14 protein-coding genes are annotated in these 15,981 nt (G+C 63.7%); all 14 read right to left on the reverse strand.

All coding sequences use genetic code 11. From position 1 onward, the window contains the following. Positions 1-24 precede the first annotated feature (24 nt). Positions 25-279: a hypothetical protein gene (locus AC0L18_RS08120; RefSeq protein WP_287355564.1), complete on the reverse strand. Its 255-nt coding sequence runs from the start codon at positions 277-279 to the stop codon at positions 25-27. A 247-nt stretch (positions 280-526) separates the two neighbouring features. Beyond that, on the reverse strand, positions 527-916 hold the full coding sequence (locus tag AC0L18_RS08125) for a PAAR-like domain-containing protein (protein WP_065006582.1): 390 nt from the start codon (positions 914-916) through the stop codon (positions 527-529). Further along, positions 916-1,845: a beta-ketoacyl synthase N-terminal-like domain-containing protein gene (locus AC0L18_RS08130; protein WP_473491501.1), complete on the reverse strand. Its 930-nt coding sequence runs from the start codon at positions 1,843-1,845 to the stop codon at positions 916-918. The genes AC0L18_RS08125 and AC0L18_RS08130 overlap by 1 nt, the downstream gene beginning before the upstream one ends. A 181-nt stretch (positions 1,846-2,026) precedes the next feature. After that, positions 2,027-3,046: a DUF2169 family type VI secretion system accessory protein gene (locus AC0L18_RS08135; protein ID WP_473491503.1), complete on the reverse strand. Its 1,020-nt coding sequence runs from the start codon at positions 3,044-3,046 to the stop codon at positions 2,027-2,029. Positions 3,047-3,159: 113 nt separating this feature from the next. Then, the gene (gene tagF / locus AC0L18_RS08140; protein WP_473491504.1) at positions 3,160-3,693 is read right to left on the reverse strand and encodes a type VI secretion system-associated protein TagF; all 534 of its coding nucleotides are present in this window, start codon (positions 3,691-3,693) and stop codon (positions 3,160-3,162) included. Continuing rightward, positions 3,690-7,229, reverse strand: a complete 3,540-nt coding sequence (gene tssM, locus AC0L18_RS08145) for a type VI secretion system membrane subunit TssM (RefSeq protein WP_473491506.1) — start codon at positions 7,227-7,229, stop codon at positions 3,690-3,692. Before tssM ends, tagF begins: the two co-directional genes overlap by 4 nt. A 1-nt stretch (position 7,230) precedes the next feature. Then, on the reverse strand, positions 7,231-8,553 hold the full coding sequence (icmH, locus tag AC0L18_RS08150) for a type IVB secretion system protein IcmH/DotU (protein WP_473491508.1): 1,323 nt from the start codon (positions 8,551-8,553) through the stop codon (positions 7,231-7,233). A 4-nt stretch (positions 8,554-8,557) separates the two neighbouring features. After that, positions 8,558-9,892: a type VI secretion system baseplate subunit TssK gene (gene tssK, locus AC0L18_RS08155; protein WP_023801305.1), complete on the reverse strand. Its 1,335-nt coding sequence runs from the start codon at positions 9,890-9,892 to the stop codon at positions 8,558-8,560. Between the two features lie 39 nt (positions 9,893-9,931). Then, on the reverse strand, positions 9,932-10,384 hold the full coding sequence (gene tssJ / locus AC0L18_RS08160) for a type VI secretion system lipoprotein TssJ (protein ID WP_023801306.1): 453 nt from the start codon (positions 10,382-10,384) through the stop codon (positions 9,932-9,934). A gap of 3 nt (positions 10,385-10,387) precedes the next feature. After that, the gene (gene tagH / locus AC0L18_RS08165; protein WP_473491509.1) at positions 10,388-11,848 is read right to left on the reverse strand and encodes a type VI secretion system-associated FHA domain protein TagH; all 1,461 of its coding nucleotides are present in this window, start codon (positions 11,846-11,848) and stop codon (positions 10,388-10,390) included. Next, complete coding sequence (gene tssG, locus AC0L18_RS08170) at positions 11,845-12,930, reverse strand: type VI secretion system baseplate subunit TssG (RefSeq protein WP_473491510.1); 1,086 nt, start codon at positions 12,928-12,930, stop codon at positions 11,845-11,847. Before tssG ends, tagH begins: the two co-directional genes overlap by 4 nt. Further along, on the reverse strand, positions 12,894-14,768 hold the full coding sequence (tssF, locus tag AC0L18_RS08175; protein WP_473491511.1) for a type VI secretion system baseplate subunit TssF: 1,875 nt from the start codon (positions 14,766-14,768) through the stop codon (positions 12,894-12,896). Before tssF ends, tssG begins: the two co-directional genes overlap by 37 nt. A gap of 1 nt (position 14,769) precedes the next feature. Beyond that, positions 14,770-15,525, reverse strand: a complete 756-nt coding sequence (tssE, locus tag AC0L18_RS08180) for a type VI secretion system baseplate subunit TssE (protein ID WP_473491612.1) — start codon at positions 15,523-15,525, stop codon at positions 14,770-14,772. Next, positions 15,512-15,967 carry an Hcp family type VI secretion system effector gene (locus tag AC0L18_RS08185; RefSeq protein WP_023801311.1) on the reverse strand — a complete coding sequence of 152 codons (456 nt, stop codon included), beginning with the start codon at positions 15,965-15,967 and terminating at the stop codon, positions 15,512-15,514. Before AC0L18_RS08185 ends, tssE begins: the two co-directional genes overlap by 14 nt. Positions 15,968-15,981: the final 14 nt, after the last annotated feature.

The raw sequence follows: 15,981 nt of genomic DNA on the forward strand, positions 1-15,981 counted from the left end.
ACTGCCTCCATCCTGGCTCGACGGTCAGCCCTCGCACTCCTTGACCGCCTCTTTGATCATGTCTTCGAAAGGAAACTCTTTAAGTTCCTTAACCGCCGCGGCATATGCGGGTCCGCACTCGGTGTCGTCCAACGCTGCTTGTATTGCGTCGGTGTCTCGTTTTATGGCATCTTTCATGCTTTGCTTGGTTTCCGCGTCCGGCTTCATCAGCGGTTTGTTTAAACTCCCGCATGTTTCACTGTCCGCCCGGTGAACTTTGCGTGGGATTACGATGGCCATGCCCCTGCTTTCCACTTTGCCCTTTACGCACTTTGCCACGTCTGGGTCGAAAGGGCCGAAGCGTTTTACGGCGCGTGCATATAAAGTTCCCTTCGCCGGAACGTGGTCGCGCTCCCATACCCGCGACCCGTCTGCTCGACTCGCCTTGCCGCTGTTACAAAGACTTCCATAGCTGCCAACCTCGCCGCATTTGTGCATCGGCTTGTTGTCCGGACCCTGCTTATTACCGGTCGAGGTGGCGGAGTTCTTAGCTCCCATTGTTCGTCATCTGATCGCCGAGCAGTTGGATGTTCTTGCCTTCTGCTTTCACGTCCATCGAGCCGGGCGCGACGAACTCGGTCTTTCCTTGTGTAGCCGACGACACCACGCCGCCGCCGGTGCCCTGGCTCGCCACATCAGGCGACGGCGCGCTCATGTAGTAGCTTCCCTTGATGGCTATCTTCTTCCCTTCAATCTTGACCGTCGAGGTGGCATCCGACAGCCTGTCGGCGGAGCGTCCGAAATTCGGCAGCGGAACGGGCACGAACGGAGCCGGCGGTCCCGGCATCTTGCACACATTGGGCACGTCCGCCGGCGCCATGTCTATGCTGCCCTCGGTCACCGGCGTCTTGGGCGGGTTGACTCCAACGGAAACCATCAGGCAGCCTTTCTTGGCGGGTTGGCAGAAAAGTCCAGCAGCGTCACCGCGCGCTGGCCGCCTTCGGAACTGGCCCAGAGCGCCGCTCGCGAACCGTGGCTGTAGCCCTTGCTGGCGGCGGCGTGAGCCAGCGCCGCGAACAGTGGACCTGACGCTGCGCCGACATCGCCCCAGCAATCAGCAGGATGCAGATAGTGGGTCGCCTCATCTGAAAGGTGCTGAACTCGCAGGATTGTGTAGACCAACTCCTCGCTGCGGTAGCGCTGTCCATTGAGATCGCAGTAGGTGTCGGTGATCTTGCGCCGATCTGTGCCAATGACCGGCTCGAGTCCGAGGAAGGCGGAGCTCAGCCCTTCGCCCACGCAAACCTCGTCCTCGCCGTGTCGCTTGATGGTGATCGGCTCGGGCGCGGTGCTGACTGCGCTCAGCTGCGCCAGGGCCTCCAGGCCCAGTTCTGATATCAGATTGCGGCGTGCCAGCAGGCACGCGCCCGCTCCCTCTCCCGGGAAGAAGCCGTCTCGGTTCACCTCGGATTTGAGTTGCCCCGTTTCATCCATCCATTCCAGCGTTTGATAGTCGTGATAGGAATCCACGCCTGCGACCACCGCCAGATCCGTCTTGCCTTCATCGATCGCCTTGGCGGCCATACCGAACGCAAACATTCCGGCAGCATGTCCGTTGGTCAGGCATTGCACGCGCAGGGTCGCCGGGCCGAATCGTCCCATTACGGCACGACCGAGCACTTCGGCGATGCCGTCCGGTAACCCGGGCCGCGGCTCCGGCGCACAGATGATCAGGAGCGTTCTCAGGCCGTTGGCCGACAGCGCCGCGTCCTGCGGCAGTTGCAGCAGCGTCGACAACAGCAGTTCCTTCATGCGCTCTGCCAGCGGCACCTCGGGGCCGATGACCGCATCCTGCGCTAGGCGCATGGGCTCGCCATTACGGTCGACGAAGAACGGATGCTCGGAAATTGCTGAGATCCCCGCCCGCACCGCTGCGGCAGCGCTTTCGGGACGCAGGCCAACCGGAGTCCGCGCTGCAAGGCCGGCCAGCCAGACTGGCGTCCGAGGGACATATGCTGCGACGCTTGGCGTAGGCTTCGTCATTCCATCACATCAGCTTTTTCAGGCGGACAGAGGTTTGATCGAGATAGTCGATGTCCTTATTGCATACGAGCGAGCTTTGCCAAACCATAATCACGCGCGAAGTATCCGGCTCCAGGATCACGGTCGCCAGCGTGCCTTTGGTGTGAATCGTCTCGCGTTTGATGCGCGTTGAGAAGCCGAAAACGAGGCGCGGAAGATGGAAGCGTATCGGGCCGTTCGGCGAGAGATTGATGAGTTGCACCGGCTCGCCGCCCCGCAGATAGCCGGCGACCTGTTGATCCTGCGGGGCGCAGCAATAGTAGTGGGAATCGAGATCTTTCGCCCAGAGCGGGAAGCGCGTCTTCTGCCAGATCTCGTCATAAGTGCCGGCGAGTTCCCGGCGCGGCGACCAATGACAGGCCACCGCGCTGAAGCCGGCCGGCGCGGGGCGGCTAACGACCGATGAAATCAGGTTTGCCGGATACTCGATATTGGGAAGCGGCCGCCCGAGACAGCCATTCGGGTTGGAGATGAAGCCCCGCCCGGCCGGATTCCTCGCCTCCAAGCGATGATCCTTCGGATTGCTGGCAGTGCGATCCCAGCCGCCGAATGCCGCTTCATACCGGATCGGCATCTTGAGAAACGGGTCGGGGCTCGCGATGACACGTTGTCCGGCAAGGTTCACTGTCCACCAGCGATTGCCGAATACGCTCAGGCGCTTTTGAACCGAACCAACCTGGAATCCTACGTCGAGCTCTGTGATCGGTTTGCCGTTCGGTGACCAGGCGGTGCCGTTGACGAGCACGTCCGTGCAGGGTTTCACCCCGAAAAAATCGCCCTCATAGATCAAGCTTTTCTCGTAGTCGCCGTCGAGGGGCTGTCCCTGTATGAACGGCGGCACCTGGTTCTCCGAGGGCCGCGTGCTTCCGTCGGCCAGTATGTCGAAGGTAGCCTTCACGCAGACCAGCCAGATCTTGTTCGCGGCCTTGTCCTGAACCCAGCTCCCCATCGCTGGAAACCCGGTGCTGCTGCTGACTTCCCACATGGCGGCGGCGGACCCTCAAGCGGTAAATCGTTGGCTTAGGAAATTCTCGGAAACAGGATGCCGGAGCATCCGGGCGGGTTCATTCAGGGAACATTGTTCGTCATTTGATCCGGTCATATCAGCCTAGTCTCCCAACTTCCTAAGAACACCTGCTCCAGCGTCGCTTGCGGCGATTGCGGATCAACATCGAATATGTCGGAGTGCGCCGTCCACATCACCATATCGCTGATGACCTCGTCGCCTGCCTCGACAGGCGGTACCGGCAATGCGGTTAGTGCGCTATCCAGTTCGTCCGGCGTCAGCTCGCCCTGTTGAGCAGCGACCGCTTTCTCCTCGATCGTGGCGAACCATGCATCGGCGCGAGCCAGCTGAATGGACGCGTCAGGAAGCTGCGCGACGACGCTGAGAGGGAACTGCCTGCCGACCCTGTCGGCGCTCTGCAGAACAATGCCTGCCGATGCGCCGAAAGCAGCCGGGCCGGCCAGGAAGCGCAGCGCGGTGGTGCGCGGCCAGGTTTCCGAGCCGATCAGCGGAACGATGTGCTGCGCCAGCCAGCGGTCCCAGACGCGCACAAAATCCCCCGGCAGCCGCCGCGTGACGAAATCGCCGGTGGCGGGCATTTTGCCGTAAAAGCCGGGCAGGATCATATCTGCGGCGGACATGAGAATTTCTTGAACATTTGCAAATTATAGGGATTTTCGACGCTTGCCGCCTTGAGCTCGAAATCGGCGTACATGCCTTGCGTGCCCAGCCGCAGGCTGTAGACGTCGGACAGCGAGGTGCCGGTGAAGCGGCCGCTGCGCAGCAGCCTCAGCCAGGCCCAGCTGCCGGTTTCGTTCAACATGACTTCGGGCGAGCCGTCGATCGGCTGGAAGGCGAGCGAGATGACGCCGGTGCCGTCCTTGCCGGGCCAGGTCATCGGCTGCGGCCGCGTCGCGTTGTTGTAATAGACGAGGTTCTGGCCATCGAGATTGAGCGTCACGCGCGTGACGTTGGGCGACAGGTCCTTCGGTTGCAGCGTAAAACTCATCACCGGGCCGGTACCGCCTGGAAACAGATCGTCGCGGATCCGCCTGGCCTGTTCGAACGCCGCCAGGGCCGCCGCGTCGAGGCCGAAATCGGCGCGCCATTTCCATGGCTGGCTGGCGGTGTCGACATAGCTGATCAAATGGTCGTTGATGAAGGTGTCGATCATCCCGGCCGGCCCGAACAGGCGGGCGAAATCGCGGACATTGACGTCGACCGCGCTTTCGGGGCTGAACGGATAGCGGTCGTTCAGCGCCGCCTGGCAGAACGGCAGGATGTCGGCGCGCCAGATGGCGTTGAGCTCCGAGGTGACCGCCTTCTGCGTCAGGCCGCTGGTGTCGCCGGCAATGCCGCCGAGCCAGTCGTCGACCGGATCGGGCAGGATCTGGGCTTGCCTGGCGACCGCTCCCGTCAGTTCGGCCAGCCCACCCTGCTTCTTGATGGCGTCCTGCGGGTCGGGATTGGCCGTGACCGTCTGCAGCACGTTCGAAAGTGCGGTCAGCGCCACCACCGCGGCGTCGAGTGCCGGCGGCTGGCCATCGACCTCGGCGATCGCCCCCTTGAGCGGCTTGAAATGTTCGGCCACCAGAGTGCCGGTAAGGTCCACCTCGTTGGCGGACCCTGCGCGCGGCAGCAGTTTTGCCCCTGTTTTTACGATCTTTCCCAGCTTCCCCAGCTTGCCGAGCAGTTTCGAGGTGCCCTTGGCTGCCGCCTTGTTGTCGGCCGGCGCTGCTTCATCGGATCGGGTCAGCTCGGTCTCCTGAACCACCGCCGTAAGCAGGCGCTTCAGCGCGGAGTCGGCGCTCGAAAGGTCCTTGAGGTTCTCGCTGGCGACATTCAGGTCGGCCAATGGCGCGAGCCTGATATCGCGCAGGATGCTGTCCCATTGCGCGATGTAGTCTTCGTAATAGAGTTTCAGGATATCCTCGGACAGCGCCGAGACCGAGGTTTCGGAATTTTCCGAACAGCCTCCGGCAAACACCGCCCGATCGAGTGCGGCCTGGGCTGCGACATCCTCGACCCGTTCGAGAATGGCATCGTGGAAGCCAGCATAGGTGAACGCGCCCGAAATGCCGACGCGCAGCGTTTTGTCGGAACGCCGCGCAAAAACCTTGGCGCCGTTGGGACCGGCGAAATTCGCCGGGATCCATTCCTTGAGGCCGGCCACCGCCGGGTCGGCCAGCAACTGCCTGTAGGCACGCGCCGGCAGCGAAATCGTGCAAACCGTCTTCAGCGCCTCGGCGACCAACGCCTGATCCGCTGATATGTAGCTGTCGTCGACCGTCATGCGACGGATCGCGGCAAGCTGGTGCTCTTCCGCGTCGGCGGTCGGAAACGGCGCCGCCGGTGCGAATTCCGGCAAGTCGTTGACCCACCAGCTCTGGACGTAATCGGCGTCCATCTGCGACAGGCCGGTCATCATGCGATAGGTCTTTAGCGCCCCCAGCATGAAATCCGGATCGCGGATCTGCCGCCACATGGTCGCCTCGAGCAGGGCGACCATGTGCGGCTCGAGGACGTTGCGCAAAGCGTGGTCGTAAGTGTCGGCCTGCGCCCGCAGCAGCTCTGCCGACGCCGACGGCCCGAGCAGGTCCTGGGCGCTGCTCGGCGGTGCGGTACGGGCGTTTGCGACCTCGGCCATCGCATAGAGCGCGCTGTCGATGGCGGGCTGCTCCACCGATGCCGGGCTCGCGGCTGCCGCGGTCAGCGGCGCCTGCAGCGCTTCGAACTGGCCCGCCTGCGCTGCGATTGCATTGCGGTTGTCATAGTAGGACCAGGTGAACATCGCACCGGCCAGCAGGGCGGCGGCGGCACAGGCGGCCGCGGCGCCACGCCAGATCCAGGCGCGGCGGCGCTGTGCCAGCGGATCGAACGTCCCCAGGCCGGCTTCCCTGAAAATGACCTCGGTCAGCAGGTTCTTCAGGAAAAAGCTGCGTTTTTCAACACGCGGCGCCGGCATCGCCCGCCGCGGCGGAAGACCGAAGGATGACGACAGCGCCGCGGTCAGCCGGTCGATGGGCGCCCCTTCCTGGGTCGCCGACGTCAGATAGAGGCCGCGCAGCCAGGCGGCTTCCTCGTAGCGGCTTTCGCCGAACATCGCCTCGACCAGCACCTGGATCGGCTCGGACAGGCTTGTGAGCTGGGCGGGAAACCTGAAAATCTCGGCGCGGGCGGCGAGTTTGTCCTCGTCCTCCAGGCGCGGCACCAGCCGCCGCTCGAGTTGCGTCGCAAGGGTGGCGATTTCCCGTTCTATGGTCTTTGCGTCGACACGCGCATCCAGCGCGAAGGTCGTGCCCCAGACCTGCTCGCGCGAGGCCGTCGACAGGCCGCCGAAGAAAGCCTCGAAACCCTTGATCAGATCGGCCTTGGTCAGCATCAGATAGACCGGAAGGCGGATTTCGAGCCGGTCGTTGAGCTCTGCCAGGCGACGACGGATCTTGCGGCCATGCGCCTTGATGGCTTCGTCGCCCTCTGAAAGCACGTCGATCGACAGCGCGACGATCACGCCGTTTAGCGCCCGGCGGCCGCGATGCTTTTTCAAGAGGTCGAGGAAGCCCAGCCATTCCGCCGCATCGACGTCGGGCTGGCTCTCCTGCTGCACGTAGCGGCCCGCCGTGTCGATCAGAACCGCGTTTTCGGAGAAAAACCAGTCGCAGTTGCGGGTGCCGCCAACCCCCTGCAGGTCGTCGGTGAGGTCGATGGGAAAGTTCAGGCCGGACTGGCGCAAGGCCGTGGTCTTGCCGGTCGCCGGCGGCCCGACGATCACGTACCAGGGCATCTCGCGCAGGAACTTGCGTCCGCCCAGCTTGCGGCGCTTCAATTCGACCATCACCTCGGCGAACTTGGCGCCGACGGCGGCGACGTTCTCTTCGCCGGGGCTCAGCGGTTTTTCCACCACTGGCGCAGCGATTTCGGCGACGAACATGCGGTTGGCCCGGATCGCCCGGCGCTGCGCGACGATCAGCCAGATCAGCCAAAAAATGACCAGCAGCGCAATGATGACGATGCGGACATTTTCCGAGGCGAAGGGTTCGTAAGCACCGACCCTGACGATCGGGCCGAACACCCAGATAACCAGAGAAAGCAGCGCGATGCCGATCAGCGTCCACAGCCAGCGCGATGTCAGAACCGCCCAGAGGAAGCGCAGGATGAACATCTCACAGCCTCTTTTCGACCAGCACCTCGACGCGGCGGTTCAAGGCCCGTCCCGCGCGGGTGCTGTCGTCGGCCACTGGATCGGTAGCTGCACGTCCTTCGAAGCGAATGCGGTCCTGCGGCACACCGTTCTGGACCAGCATCTCGGTAATGGTTGCTGCGCGCGCTTCCGACAGCCGCTGGTTGGTGGAAAGCGGATTGGACCGTTGCAAGGGAATACTATCGGTATGGCCGACCACGGTGATGTTTCCGATGAGTTCCTGATTGGCGAGGATCACTTTGGCGATTGACCCGATCAGCGGTTCGAAGCCTTCCGTCAGTGTCGGCCGCGACGACTGGAACAGTTCGGGGTTGGAGGCTTGGATGATCAGCCTGGCCAGCGAAACGCTCTCGGTGCCGCTGAGCGCGGCTCTGAGATTGGCCGGCGCTCCGGCCTGAAACTCCGGCACCAGCGCGAAATCCACTGCCTCCGGCAGCGGCGCGTCGACCTGTGGCGATGTCCGGCTGATTTCGCCGCGCTCCGGCGGCGGCAAGGCACGAACCAGCGTCGAAAGCTCGACCGCCTGACTGCTCAGTCCCATCGACAGCCCGAGATAGATTGCAGTGGCGAGAACCGCCGCGCCGAGCCCCATCACCCAGATCGGCACGATGAAGCGTTGCGGCTCGTCGGATGCGATCACGCCTTTCCAGTTCGGCGACAGCGGCGCGCCGTCGGCATCGGCATCGCGCAGAAAGCGCGCCGCAGCAACGCGAACCGCATTGAGCGAGCGGTCGCCCGACCGGCCTGGCACACGATATTTGCCGCGGAAGCCGAGCGCCAGGCAATGATATTGCAGTTCGAGCAATTCGCGATCCCGGTTCGGGTGCCGCTCCAGTTCATCGAGACGCGTGAAGAACTGCGTGCCGGCATCGACATCGCCTCGCAGCATCACCACAAGCGGCTGGCGCGGCCATGCGCTGGCGCCGCCCCATGGCGTGTTCAGGGCCAGATCGTCGAGCAATGCCGCCACCACCCAGGCTGCCTGGTCGGCGCGCTCCAGGGAGGACCCCGCCGCCATTGCCGCGTCACGTGCCCGAACCAGCTCATCGAGCAACCGGGTGCGCAACGCTTCCGGGTTCTCCGGCGGCAGCGCGCTTTCAAGCTCGGGCGCGAACTCGAGCAGCGGCGCGAATGCGTTGACCAGCGTGTTCGGATGGGTGCGCGAGCGTTTGATTGGCACACCCGGCAGCAGTGGCGTCATCGGTCGCGGCATCGGCGCGCCGGTCAGTCGTATACGCGTGCGTTCGCGATCCTCCGACAGTCCGAAAGGATCATCCCGGCTCATCATCTCACCTGTTTACCGAATAGCAGTCGACCTGCGGCTCGCTCGGCAGCACGCCCGACACGCCGATGACGAAGCCGGGGGCATCGAGCAGCGAGGCCCAGTGCTCGCTTTTCTGATCGAGCTCAAGGCACAGCCGATCGCCATCGTAGGGGATTTCGCGCGGCTGGGAATGCAGCGGTTTCAGTGGAATGCCGGGTAGACGGGATTTCCACAGGCCCTCGAACTGATCGGCCGAACCGACGGTCGCCTGGTTGACGAAAATCTTGCGCAACGCATCTTCCGACAGCTCGGAGCCGACCCGGATGACGATCCGGCTGGCCACCAGCAGCTTCGGGTTGTCGATGCGGATTTTCCAGACGTTGGTCGAATGCCGCATGACCGGCAGTGCGCGTGATTTAGGCTCAATGTAGCGCAGGCTCAGGATGAGCGAGCGCAAGGCGTCGGCCAGCGCCGAATAGGCGGGGCCGGGGGCCATGTGATCGTAGGCCGGCAACTCGCTCAGCCGCCGCGCGCTCGACCCATAGGTCGCCATTGAACCGGCAAGACCGGCAAGCTCCAGGTAAAGCTCGGCCGGATGGAAAACATCCTGAGCCAGCATGTGCGCCAGCCGCGGACGCGCCGCATTGGCGAGATTGAGCATCAGCAGGTCTTCGACGCTGCGCCCTGGCCCGCCCATGACCATTTTGCCATGTGCCTCGGCGATCTGGTCGAGGCCGGTGACAACTTCCAGAAGCAGCTGCCGGTACCAGGCCACCGCCCCGGTGACCAGTGTCGGCGGCAGGAACGTCTCGTCCAGCGAGACGCCGCCGTCGGCTCGAACCCCTTTGATGTCGGCTATCGGCAGGGCGGTGTAGCCGCCAACCGATTTTCCCGGTGCAATCAGCAGCGCCTGCGGGCGGGCGATTTCGATTTCTTCAGGATCCGACCCGCCCTGGACGGCGTCACGCACCGAAACGATCCGCCCATGATAGCGTGCGCCCGTCGATGCGGCGTGCGCCGGATCGAAGCCGACACCGCCGGCAGGCTCGAGCGGCAGGGCGACCAGCACCGGTCCGGCGCCGGTATCGGCGGTGACCGGCAGCGGTCGCGGCGCGTCCATCAGGTCCGGGATGGAGAACGGGGTTCCATCCGGAAAGATGCCGCGTGCCGACAGGATCGAGACCTGGCCGGCATCGAGCATTGCCTGGTCCAGCGTCAGCTGCTGAAAGCCGAACGTATGCAGCTGCCCGGCCTGCAACGCGCCGCGCACGGTCGCCTCGAAAAAGCGATCCTGCTGCTGAAAATGCTGGGTCCGGAGAAACAGGCCTTCGGACCACAGCACCCTGTTTGCATCGCTCATGCCGCTACTTCCTGCATCGAGCACCCCTTGCCCTGGCCGCTAGGCGGAAATGCCGCCGCTGCCAAGCGTGACGTTGACGGTAACTGTTGATCCCGACGACACCGACTTGGTTGTACGCCAGGTCCGGCCGCCGGGCTCGCGAACGAGGGCAACGAAGCCCAGCGCAGCCGCGTCCGGCTCGACCGTGATGGTTTTGGATGCGGTCTTTCCAGGCCCGACGGAGATCTGGTCGGATCCGATGAGATCGCCTGCGAGTGCGGAGCCGGCATCCCCCTGCAGCGCGAAATAATCGGCCGAATTGAATTTACCGGTGCTGCGCAGCCGCATCACCAGGACTGTCACCGGCCGGTCGCCGCCGCCTGGTCCCGGGTTCATGCCGGCCGCGCCGGTCAGGTTGACGGTCACCGCGGATGGTTTCGGCGGACCGCTCTGGCAAGCAGCAAGCAGCCCGGTTGCGCCCAGGGCAACGATGAATTCGCGGCGATCGATCATGTTTCACTCCTCCTCATATGCATCCCGAAAATCAGCGCCGATTTCGCCCAAAAAGCTCGATTCCGCACTCTGGGCGATGTCACGATGGCGTTTCTGGTAAAGCTCCCACAGTTTTGCGCGGCGCCCGCCCGAAAGCACGGTGCCGATCGCGGAACTCGATTTGAGCTCTTTCTCGATCGCGGCCGGGTCAAAACGGTCTATCATTCGCCGCAAGGCGGACTGCACGCCTCGCCAGGCGCGCACATGATGTTGCGCGAGGTCGCGGACGGCGTCGGCGATTGCCGCTTCACCGGCCAGAAATCCGGGGCTGCGCTCCGCGATGAGGGTCACGATGGCGTCGTCAACCGTCGGCAGAAACTTGAGCGGATTGACTTCAGAGGCCCCAACCACCGTCTGGGCGACGCGAGCGTTTCCCTTTTCCTCGGCCCGCTTGCGCAGCAGCTGCATCAGGCCTTCCATCATCAGCCGATACTCGCGACCGAATTTTTCCATTTCTGCGACGCTGTCGCGTCCGGGAAAATCGGCTTCCTCGACACCCATGCCTCGCAAGAACGCGCTGCGAAGCGCCATGTTCGCCGGTTGCGCCGGGGAGGGGGTGGGTCTGGGGGCAACGGCAGCCCGTGGCGGAGCAGGGGTAGCTGCCGCGTGGCCAGGCAAATCCCAGGGATTGGCCGGCTGCGGCTCTGGGATGACGTGTTTGCGTTGACCGGCCGAGCCGTTTCTCAGATCGGGCGACGCGGCCGGCCCGAAACCGAAACCGTCGTCGAATTCGGAGGACTTTCTTGAAACGGACTGGCTTGAAACGGGCTCGCTTGCACCGGAAGGCACCGGATCGAAGCTGAATGGGTCTGCGGTGTCCGGCGCACGACGTGGTTCGGAATAGCCGGCGCCATTCGGCGCGGGTGTCGATACCGGGTCGAGGCTGAACGGGTCGTCGAAGGCAGGCGAACTGCGCTGGTTGGCGCGCTCGAACGCTCCTGGAACGGGTTGCTCGAACGGGTTCGGCAGATCGGCGGGACGCGGCCGGCGCGGCTCTTCTTCGACCGTGGCTGAAAAGAAGTCATCGCGGCCGATGCTTACCGGCGCTCGCGATGCCGGCGGTGACGGTTCGGCGAACGATTGGCTGGCCGCTGGTGCCTGAGCGACCGGCGTCTGCAGATCGACGCATACGATGTAGTCGCCCAGCCTCAGCCGCATGCCGTTCTGAAGACGGGCCGAGGTGCCAGTGCCGAGCGGGCTGTCGGAATCATTTATGAACAAACCGCTGCTTGATGTGTCGGTGACGAAATATCCATCCGGCCCGCCGGTGATCCTGCAATGGGCGCGTGAAACGAACATGTCGGGATCGTCGATCTGCCAGTCCGCGTCCGCGCTACGGCCGATCACCAGTTCACCCTCGTCCAGCCGGGTCTGCCGTACCGCCTGGGCGCGTGGCCCGTGCTCCAGCGTCAGCAGCAGACTCATGCCGCGACCTCCGCCATTTCCGGCCGCCATCCGACGATCGTCCGCAGCCGCATATCGTCAGCATCGCCCCTTTCGGCGGGCCGCGCAAGCCAGGTGGTTCGGCCGAGCTGTACCGCTCCGATACGCGGCGGCGGCACAGCTTCGCGCGCCAGCACGATCCGCAGATCGACGTCGAGCGATTCCCCGACCATGTCGCGAACCGCCTGCTTGAACATTTTCAGACGTTGGCCGCCCGGCAGGAACGTCTTGAACTCCTCATAGCCGAGTGGGCCGACGCGCAGCTCGATCCTGCTTTGGCGGCTGAAAACGCGCGGGCCGATCGTCGCTCCGCGGCCCAGCACTGCGTAAGCCTGGGTAAGCCGGGTCTGCAGCGCCGCCGGTATGGTCATCCAGGTGGCGACGAACTCCTTGATCGCGACCGGCACCTTGAACGCTTCCGCCAGGAACAGCGTCAGCCGCTCCGGGCCGTCGACCTGGCTGGCGAGCGACGCGGCCTGGCGAAGTTTTACGGCGTCGAGATCGGAATTTTGGGTGCCGGGAAGTCCGGTTCCCGCCATGGCTTCAAGCATGGCCCTGACCCGGCCGCCGACCGCACGTTCGACCTGTACCGCCGGATGCGCGTCCGCCCAGGCCCGATAGTACAGGGCGATCATCCGGTGTTGGAGAATATTGACGAAATCCACGAACGTCGTGTCGACGGTCTGTCGAGCGTCAGCGCCGGTGAACCAGCGCTGCGACAGACGATCGAGCACCCAGCGTGTCAAATGAAGCGGCATCGGGCCTTCCGGTCCCATCAGCCCAAGATTTGCAACGGTGACCCGGGCCGGTGTCCCGTCCGTCCCCGGCGTCTTGTCCTTCGCTTCGCGGAATTCAACCACGTCCTTGGCGGAAAAGCTGAGACGCACATGCTGCCCGAGCCTTGCCGGCTCGCGATCGGCGCGGCCGGAATAGCCGAACAGCCCGCCGCGTTGTTCGAGCCGGCGCAACAGTTCGAAAAAGTCGAACGTATCATCCAGCGCTTCGGCCCGGCCCGGGTCGAGCTTGCCTAGATCAGGTAGCGATTGCCGGGCGTCATCGGCCATGGCACATCCTCCTGCCTCTGCAGCAGCCGCGTGCGGGTCCGCACAAAGCCGTTTATTCCGGCGTGACGGGCAAACAGCCGTGCAAGCAAGGCCGAAAGCAGCAATGTGCTTTGCCCGGCCAGGACCGATTGGTCCACATGCAATGTCACTTCCGTGCCTCGTCCGAAGCACATCGGCCCATCGATCTGCAGCCGTTCGATGACGGAGCGCGAGTCGATGCGAACGATCGAGTGGACGTTGCGAGCCAGGCTCGGATCTCCCCGGTCGGCATAAAGATCGAGCAGTGCATGCAGCGGATCGACACCACGGCCTTCCTTGGCGAGGCTGAGGAAGTTGAGGGCCAACTGCGCCACCAGCCGCCATGCGAGATTGTCGGCTCGGGATTCGCCTTCGGCGCCGGCGGGCAGCGCCGCCGGGATAGCCGGCTGCGGCGGGCGCAAAGCACCGGTAAGCCGGACCGTTTCGACCGGATCGCCCGTCTCCAGCGTCAGGGTAGGGTTATCGTCGAGGATCGGCAGATCGCGGTTGGTGCAAAGCGCCATGATGTCGAGACGTTTCAGCGGCCGGTTCGCCGGGCTTCCGGCCGGCCGTGAAACCGAAAGGAAAACGTCGTCTCCGGTGTAAGAAGTCCGGGTCAGTCCGTCGCGCCGTTCATCTTCGGTGGCCCGGCGAGGGCGCCGTTCGGTCGAATAGACCCAGCCATTGCTGCGGTTTTGCCCCAGGCTGAAGAGTTCTGGAATTTCGGCGTCAGGACCCTCGGCATCGGCGTCCTCGACGCGGGTCACCCGATAGATTTCGAAGTCGCGCGCCCGCGTGCGGTCGGCATGCAGCACTTGCCGCGTTCTGCGCGGATCGAGCTCGATGACGTTGCAGTCACGCTCGAACAGGTTGATGATCGGCGTCGCGAAAAGTTCGAAATCCGCCGGCGTCACATCGGCAAGCTCGGGCACCGGACGCCGGAACATGAAGATGATCTCGACCCCGGCCTCGCATCGGCGCACGACCGGTTGCAGTCCTGAAACCCGCACGTAGTGAAAGCGCTCGGGCATCATGAAATATTCACGCAGCAGGCGGTAGCCTTCGAATGTCGGCCGGGTACGAGGCATCAACGCCTCGTCGTCGCTGATGCCGACCATTTCGGGATCCGGCAACCGCGACAGCGGATTGGCCTTGCCCTCGGCGCGGGCGCCAACCGCCGAGCAGGCGCCGAAAATCGCGTCGAACAGCAATGGCGCCTTGGTGCGCCCGGCAAAATGGAAATCAAGCCGGTCGAGCGCCAGTTCGCCGAGCTTGCCTTTTCCGGTCCGACCCAGCGTGATGCGCAGCGCCGCCTCGCCGCCTGCGCCGCCGATCGGTGTTATGCCGGCCGCCGCCAACCCGCTGCGATCCTGGAAATAGCTGACCGAATTGATGGTTATCGGCCATAGCGTGATTTCCTGCGCGGTGGTGAATGTGCAGCGCGTCGACAGGCCGGGTTGCAGACTGGACACCAGCCGCGTGTTCCGCTTGATGACATGGCCGGCAATCATCGACTGGACCTGCTGGCCCGGTTTCAGCACTGCCATCGCCGTTGCCGGCGCCGGGGTAACCAGATCGGGATAAAGCACATCCAGCACGCTGCGTGAAAACCGCGAACGCTCGGCGTCGACTTTCAATCGGGTGCGTGCAGCGAGGAAAGCGACGCCGTCAAGCAGCCGCTCGACATACGGATCCGGGCAGGGGACGGTATCGAGAGATAGATTGCGTGCCACCGCCGGATGCATGTCGGCAAATTCCGCCGCTAGGCCGCGGATATGGGTCAGTTCCTCCTCGTAATATTCTACGAAGACCCGATCCATCTCAGCTTTCCCTGAATTCGGTCCGCGCCAAACCGTTGTCGAGGTTGACTGTAGTGCGCAGGCGCATGCGTTCCGGCGTCGGCGTCATGATCAGCACAGCGTCTATCTCGATCTTCAGGCCCGCACTCTTGTCGCCAAGGGTCACCGCTACCTTGGTTGCGCTTTCCTTGAGACGCGGCTCGAACGTGGCAAGAACCGAGCGGATCTCGCGCGCCAGGGTATCGCGATCAAAGTCGCGCGACGAACGGCCCGAAAACGACGGCACGCCGTAGTTGACCACGCTTCGGCGCACTTCGGGAAAATCAGCCAGCGACGGCGGATTGTCTGCGGCCTGTTCGCTTTCGAAATCGGAAAGAAGCGGAACAGCTTCAAAACGCTCGGTGTTGAACAAGGCCTCGATGTCGCGCCGCACGGCCTCCCTGAGGACGCGGGCCGATACAACCACGCCACGGCTTTCGATCTCGGCGCGGTGTTGGGTCTGAAAGGCCAGGCGGTGCAGACGCCGCTTCTGATCGGGAGTCAGCTCCGCGTCGGCGTCGATCAGCCGCGCGCTGCCCGCCAGCAGCGTGTCCAGCCGGTCGGCGCCCAACTCGTCCTGCAGGGTATGGCGCAGCCCGTCGATCTCGGAGGTGACGCCCGGCAGGTCGTTGACGAGGCGGTCCCAAAGAGAGGGCTGGACCGCCTCGCGTTTTGCTCGCGAACTGCCGGTTACCTGCAGCTTGTCGGCGCCGGGCCGCCGCGCCTCACTTGCCGACATAGACATCCATTTCGATTTCGTCATCCTTGTCATAGACGAACTTGATCTTCTTGTAGGCGAAGCTGACCTCCTCCTCGATCAGGTCTTCCTCGTCCTCGGCCTGCGACATGTCGTATTCCATGATCGAAGCGTCGGTCAGGGTGACGACCAGATAATCGCTGGTCTCGCCATCGATGGTCCGGCGGGCGGAGAACACAACTTCGTCCAGCGCCTTGTTGTCGAACAGCGCCTTTTTCAGATAGGGCGATGACTTGTCATAATGCTTGGTGAACTTGATCATCCCCAGCGACACGCGACCGCGGCGTGAGAGCGAATTCGGATCGTATGGCGCGATGATCTTGTAATCGACCCCGTGGACTTCGATTTCGTCCTCATGGCCGTCTCGAACGCTTGGCCCTTTGATATCCGGAACTTTTAGAAAACCATCAATTTTCACGGGCATTGTCTTCCTCCAGC

The sequence above is a fragment of the Mesorhizobium sp. WSM4819 genome (genome assembly GCF_055811215.1).

What these genes read in the sequence shown, in the direction of transcription:
- AC0L18_RS08185 (WP_023801311.1), bottom strand. Translation starts at nt 15,967, where the DNA reads ATGCCCGTGAAAATTGATGGTTTTCTAAAAGTTCCGGATATCAAAGGG.
- AC0L18_RS08135 (WP_473491503.1), bottom strand. Translation starts at nt 3,046, where the DNA reads ATGTGGGAAGTCAGCAGCAGCACCGGGTTTCCAGCGATGGGGAGCTGG.
- icmH (WP_473491508.1), bottom strand. Translation starts at nt 8,553, where the DNA reads ATGAGCCGGGATGATCCTTTCGGACTGTCGGAGGATCGCGAACGCACG.
- tagF (WP_473491504.1), bottom strand. Translation starts at nt 3,693, where the DNA reads ATGATCCTGCCCGGCTTTTACGGCAAAATGCCCGCCACCGGCGATTTC.
- AC0L18_RS08125 (WP_065006582.1), bottom strand. Translation starts at nt 916, where the DNA reads ATGGTTTCCGTTGGAGTCAACCCGCCCAAGACGCCGGTGACCGAGGGC.
- AC0L18_RS08130 (WP_473491501.1), bottom strand. Translation starts at nt 1,845, where the DNA reads ATGCGCCTAGCGCAGGATGCGGTCATCGGCCCCGAGGTGCCGCTGGCA.
- AC0L18_RS08120 (WP_287355564.1), bottom strand. Translation starts at nt 279, where the DNA reads ATGGCCATCGTAATCCCACGCAAAGTTCACCGGGCGGACAGTGAAACA.
- tssK (WP_023801305.1), bottom strand. Translation starts at nt 9,892, where the DNA reads ATGAGCGATGCAAACAGGGTGCTGTGGTCCGAAGGCCTGTTTCTCCGG.
- tssM (WP_473491506.1), bottom strand. Translation starts at nt 7,229, where the DNA reads ATGTTCATCCTGCGCTTCCTCTGGGCGGTTCTGACATCGCGCTGGCTG.
- tagH (WP_473491509.1), bottom strand. Translation starts at nt 11,848, where the DNA reads ATGAGTCTGCTGCTGACGCTGGAGCACGGGCCACGCGCCCAGGCGGTA.
- tssG (WP_473491510.1), bottom strand. Translation starts at nt 12,930, where the DNA reads ATGGCCGATGACGCCCGGCAATCGCTACCTGATCTAGGCAAGCTCGAC.
- tssE (WP_473491612.1), bottom strand. Translation starts at nt 15,525, where the DNA reads ATGTCGGCAAGTGAGGCGCGGCGGCCCGGCGCCGACAAGCTGCAGGTA.
- tssF (WP_473491511.1), bottom strand. Translation starts at nt 14,768, where the DNA reads ATGGATCGGGTCTTCGTAGAATATTACGAGGAGGAACTGACCCATATC.
- tssJ (WP_023801306.1), bottom strand. Translation starts at nt 10,384, where the DNA reads ATGATCGATCGCCGCGAATTCATCGTTGCCCTGGGCGCAACCGGGCTG.